The following is a 4,427-nucleotide window of genomic DNA, read 5'->3' as shown; positions in this document are numbered from 1 at the left end:
GATCCTGCTGCTGGATGAGCCGCTCTCGGCGCTGGATGCCCGCATCCGCCGCAGCCTGCGCCAGCAGATCCGCGCGATCCAGCAGCGCCTCGAGCTCACCACCATCTTCGTGACCCACGATCAGGAGGAGGCGCTGACCCTGTCGGATCGGATCTTCCTGATGAACAAGGGCTCCATCGTCCAGAGCGGCACGCCAGAGCAGATCTACACCCGCCCCGCCAGTGAGTTCGTGGCGGGCTTTATCGGCAACTACAACCTGCTGGGTGGCGAGCAGGCCAAATCCCTGTTCGGCCCGCGCTTTCGCGGCAAGCTGGCGCTGCGGCCGGAGTCCATCACCCTGCTGCCCGCTGGGGCGGTCAGCCACGAGCCCAGCCTGCCCGGCATCGTTCGCCAGCAGCAGCTGCTCGGCAACGTCATCCGCTATCAGGTGGAGTGCGAGGCGGGACTCTTGACGGTGGATTGCCTCAACCGCCGTGCCGGCGATCTGCTGCCGGTAGGCAGCGCCGTGACCCTGGTGGTGGCCCGGGATCAACTCTGTGAGGTAGCATAACGCCATGAATCCCATTCATTTTTCAGCCAGTTCCCCGATGCTGGCAGCCAACCCGAGGAGCAGCCATGGCCCTGGCACTGTTTGATCTGGACGAGACCCTGATAGCGGGGGATTCCGCCAGCCTCTGGCTGGAGTACATGGTGGCCCAGGAGCTGGCCCCGGCGGGCATGGTGGCCGAGGAGCAGGCCATGATGTCCCTCTACCATCAGGGCAAGATGGACATGCACCAGTACATGGCCTTCACCCTGCAACCGCTGGCAGGCAGGACGCGCCAGTGGCTCGACTCCCTCTGCACCCGCTTTGCCGAACAGGTGCTGCGGGAGCGCCTCTACCCCGAGGGGCTGGCCCGCATCGAGTGGCACCGCCAACGTGGCGACGAACTGGTGCTCATCTCCGCCTCCGGCGAGCATCTGGTGGCCCCCATGGCGCAGATGCTGGGGATGGATCACTGCGTGGCCATCCTGCTCGACGAGGAAGCCGGCATGCTGACCGGCCAGACCCGCGGCACCCTGAGTTTTCGCGAAGGCAAGGTGGCCCGCATCAACCAGCTCTTTGCCGGAAAGGAACACCTCTGGCAGGAGAGCTTCGGCTACAGCGATTCCCACAACGATCTGCCCATGCTGCGGGCGGTGAGCCATCCTCATGCGGTCAATCCGGCCCCCGCCCTGCGCCAGTGCGCCGAGGAGCTGGGCTGGCCCCTCTGGACCTGGCAGTTGCACCCTTGATCCGCGCAATGAAGAAGAGGCCCTCAGGCCTCTTCTTTGCTCAACATGCCATCCCCTGAGGGCGAGTCGGCCCGGGGAGCCAGGGGATCCACCATGTAGATGCGATTCTTGCCGTCACCCTTGGCGCGATAGACCTCGGCATCGACCATGGTCAGCAGGCTCCTGGCCCCAAGCCCGGGGGCACTCGCCACCAGGCCGCCGCTGAAGGTGATCCCAAGACCGGGTTCACGCCAGTGCAGAGAGGCCACCCCAATCCTGTACTGCTCCAGCAGCATCTGGCAGAAGTGGATGTCCGGATTGGCGAACAGCACCACCAGCTCTTCCCCGCCATAGCGGCATACCCAGCCATGATCCCCCAGCAGCTTGGCGCCAAAACTGGCCACCCGCTTGAGCACCACATCCCCGGTCTGGTGACCATAGGTGTCATTGATCCGCTTGAAACCGTCCAGATCGATCATGGCCAGGCAGAAGCGGTCCTGATCGAGCAGCAGCCGATTCAACCGCTCGTCGAAAAAGCGCCGGTTGTAAAGGCCGGTCAGCTTGTCGAGGTTCGCCTGCTGGCGCACCTCGTGATAATCCTTGCTCACCTCCGCCAGCTCGGCATAGACGTGCCTGAGCTCGCGCATCCCCCCCTGGTGCACCTCGTCAGGCTGGGTCCGGCTGGCCCGGATCACGGTGGAGATCTCGTCCAGCATCCGCCTGAAATAACGGGACCAGATCAGTGCCAGCACCATGTAGAGCACGCTGGCCAGCACGATGATCCCGAGCACGTTGAGGGAGGCGCTCGCCACCACCGCCTGGATGCTGGAGGCGGGCAACACGCTGATCAGCACCCAGTTGTGGTCCGGCAGGCGGCTGTAGGCCACGAACTGGCGAGACGCCTGATCCAGGAAGATGCCGTCCTCCCCGCTGAAGCGGGAGAGCCAGGTCGGGTGGGTCATGGGCTTGAGCAGTTGTGAGGGATCGGGGTGGGCCAGCACCTTGCCCGACTGGTTGACGATCATCTGGTAGCCGCTGTTCCACTGCCGGTTCAGCTGGGCGGAGAAGGGGGCCAGGATGGCATCCACCGCGAAGACCCCCCGCACCTTGCCCTCCTTGTCGGTGATGGCCCGCGCCAGGGCGATCACCAGCGTGCCGTTGGTGTAGTCGTAGTAGGGTTCGGTCCAGACCATCTTGCCCACATGCTGGCTGGCCAGCTGATACCAGGGGCGCACCCTGGGATCGAAGTCCGCATCCGCCTGCCATTCGGGGTAGATCAGCATCTGGCGCTCGGCGGTGCCCACATAGATGTAGATGAGATCCGCCATCACCCCCTTGTAGAGACGCCACTCCCTGAGATAGGAGTCGGTGTTGCGCAGACGGGGGCCGCTGATGTCCTCCACCTTGATCTGGTCGTAGATGAGAGAGAACTGACGCTCCATCTCGTTCAGGTAGGGCTCGATGAAGACGTGGCGCAACTGGTGATTGGTGGCGAGCAGGCGCTGTTGCAGCTCTCGCTGCAGGCTGCGCTCCATGTGCAGGTAGTAGATGGCGCCCAGCATCAGGACGGGAATGAAGAGCAGAAGCAGGCCCAGGCGCATCCGTGCCACCAGGGACCAGGTCTTTTTGGAGACTGCTCGCTTATCCAACCCTGACTCCATGCTATCCCCTGACATCGTGTAGTGTCAGAATATCAGCCCCACCTGATGGCGTCCAAAAGGAAGCGCATCAGGTGGCCAACGAGAAGGAACTGGCCTGGATGTTGAAACCGGAACTGCTGACTGCCCTCCATTACTGCGCCGTGATCACCCTGACCGGTGCCATCACCTCGGAGTATTTCCTGTTCCGGCGCGGCATGTCCATCGAGCAGGTGCGCAAGCTGCTGCTGGCTGACAGCCTGGCCGCCCTGGCCCTGCTGCTCATCTTCATCACGGGAGTGCTGCTGGTGGTCGCCCATCCCCAGCCACCGGCCATCCTGTTTGCCAATCCGGGTTACCGCACCAAGCTGCTGATGTTCTTCGCCATGGCCATCAGCTTTGGCTACCCCAGCCGGCTGTTCCACCACTGGCGCCGATCCTTGCGCCAGGGACGGGCTCCCCTTGTCTCCACCCAGCAGCAGTTCTGGGTGATCTGGATCCTTAGGGGCAACCTGCTGCTGCTCGCCCTGCTGCCCCTGCTCGCCAAGCTGGCCAGCCGCTGATCCTGCCCTCGCCCGGCAACAAATGGCTGACGACAAACGCCCCTTCTCGCAGGTATCGTAATGGCGGGGCCCGAGTGCCGCCGAGACTCTTTCTCAGGGATGATTCCGTATGCGTTCAAACATGATGTTATTGATGGCCGCCGCCATCTGGGGGCTGGGCTTCGTCGCCCAGCGTCTGGGGATGGATCACATGGGGCCCTTCACCTTCAACGGCCTGCGCTTCCTGCTGGGCGCCCTCTCCCTGCTGCCGCTCTTGTGGTGGCTCAAGTCACGCCAGCCGCCCCAGCCTGCCGGTGATCACCGCCTGCTGCTGACCGGGGGCCTCATCGCCGGCACCGTGCTCTTTTCCGCCGCCTCCCTGCAACAGGTGGGGCTGCTCTACACCACGGCCGCCAAGGCGGGCTTCATCACCGGCCTCTACATCATCCTGGTCCCCGTCATCGGCCTGGCCCTGCGCCACAAGACCGGGGCCAACACCTGGGTAGGCGCCCTCATCGCCATGGCCGGGCTCTACTACCTCAGCGTCACCGAGGAGTTCACCATCGGCTACGGCGATCTGCTGCAAGTGATCGGGGCCCTGTTCTGGGCCGTGCACCTGCTGGTGCTGGATCACTACTCGAACCGGGTCGCCCCCATTCGCCTTGCCGGGGTGCAGTTCGTGGTGTGCGGCCTGCTCAGCCTGGCCACGGCCTTCGTCATCGAGACCCCGACGGCGAGTGGTGCCGTGGCGGGCTGGCAGGCGCTGCTCTACGCCGGTCTGGTCTCGGTCGGCATCGGCTATACCCTGCAGGTGGTGGGGCAGCGCGGTGCCCATCCGGCCCACGCCGCCATCATCCTCAGCCTGGAGACGGTGTTCGCCGCCATCGGCGGTGTCCTGCTGCTGGGGGAACATCTGGACGAACGGGCCGTGGTCGGCTGCGCCCTGATGCTGGCGGGGATGCTCATCTCCCAGATCCGCCTGCGCTGGTGGTGG

At 64.5% G+C, this 4,427-nt stretch carries 5 protein-coding genes; 4 read left to right on the top strand and 1 reads right to left on the bottom strand.

Going from position 1 to position 4,427, the window contains the following annotated elements:
• Together AACR77_RS22970 and AACR77_RS22965 are read left to right on the top strand one after the other, a co-directional pair.
• Nucleotides 1-550 (top strand): ABC transporter ATP-binding protein (locus AACR77_RS22970; RefSeq protein WP_042879016.1); only part of this gene is annotated, 550 nt, incomplete at its 5' end.
• Between the two features lie 65 nt (nucleotides 551-615).
• A complete protein-coding gene (locus AACR77_RS22965) occupies nucleotides 616-1,275 on the top strand; it encodes an HAD family hydrolase (RefSeq protein WP_042879015.1) in 660 nt (219 codons plus the stop codon).
• Between the two features lie 23 nt (nucleotides 1,276-1,298).
• On the opposite strand, the gene AACR77_RS22960 is transcribed toward AACR77_RS22965, so the two are convergent.
• A complete protein-coding gene (locus AACR77_RS22960; RefSeq protein WP_042879013.1) occupies nucleotides 1,299-2,903 on the bottom strand; it encodes a sensor domain-containing diguanylate cyclase in 1,605 nt (534 codons plus the stop codon).
• Nucleotides 2,904-3,013: 110 nt separating this feature from the next.
• Here AACR77_RS22960 and AACR77_RS22955 point away from each other — a divergent pair, with 110 nt between their 5' ends.
• Both AACR77_RS22955 and AACR77_RS22950 read left to right on the top strand, forming a co-directional pair.
• Nucleotides 3,014-3,454, top strand: coding sequence for a DUF2214 family protein (locus tag AACR77_RS22955; protein WP_029314852.1), 441 nt, complete (start codon nucleotides 3,014-3,016; stop codon nucleotides 3,452-3,454).
• Between the two features lie 109 nt (nucleotides 3,455-3,563).
• On the top strand, nucleotides 3,564-4,427 hold an 864-nt coding region (locus AACR77_RS22950), incomplete at its 3' end, for a DMT family transporter (protein ID WP_042879018.1).

The organism is Aeromonas sp. ZOR0002 (assembly GCF_963866995.1).
In the GTDB taxonomy this organism is placed as follows: Bacteria; Pseudomonadota; Gammaproteobacteria; order Enterobacterales; family Aeromonadaceae; genus Aeromonas; species Aeromonas caviae.
This window is presented reverse-complemented; position numbering and strand designations above follow the sequence as displayed.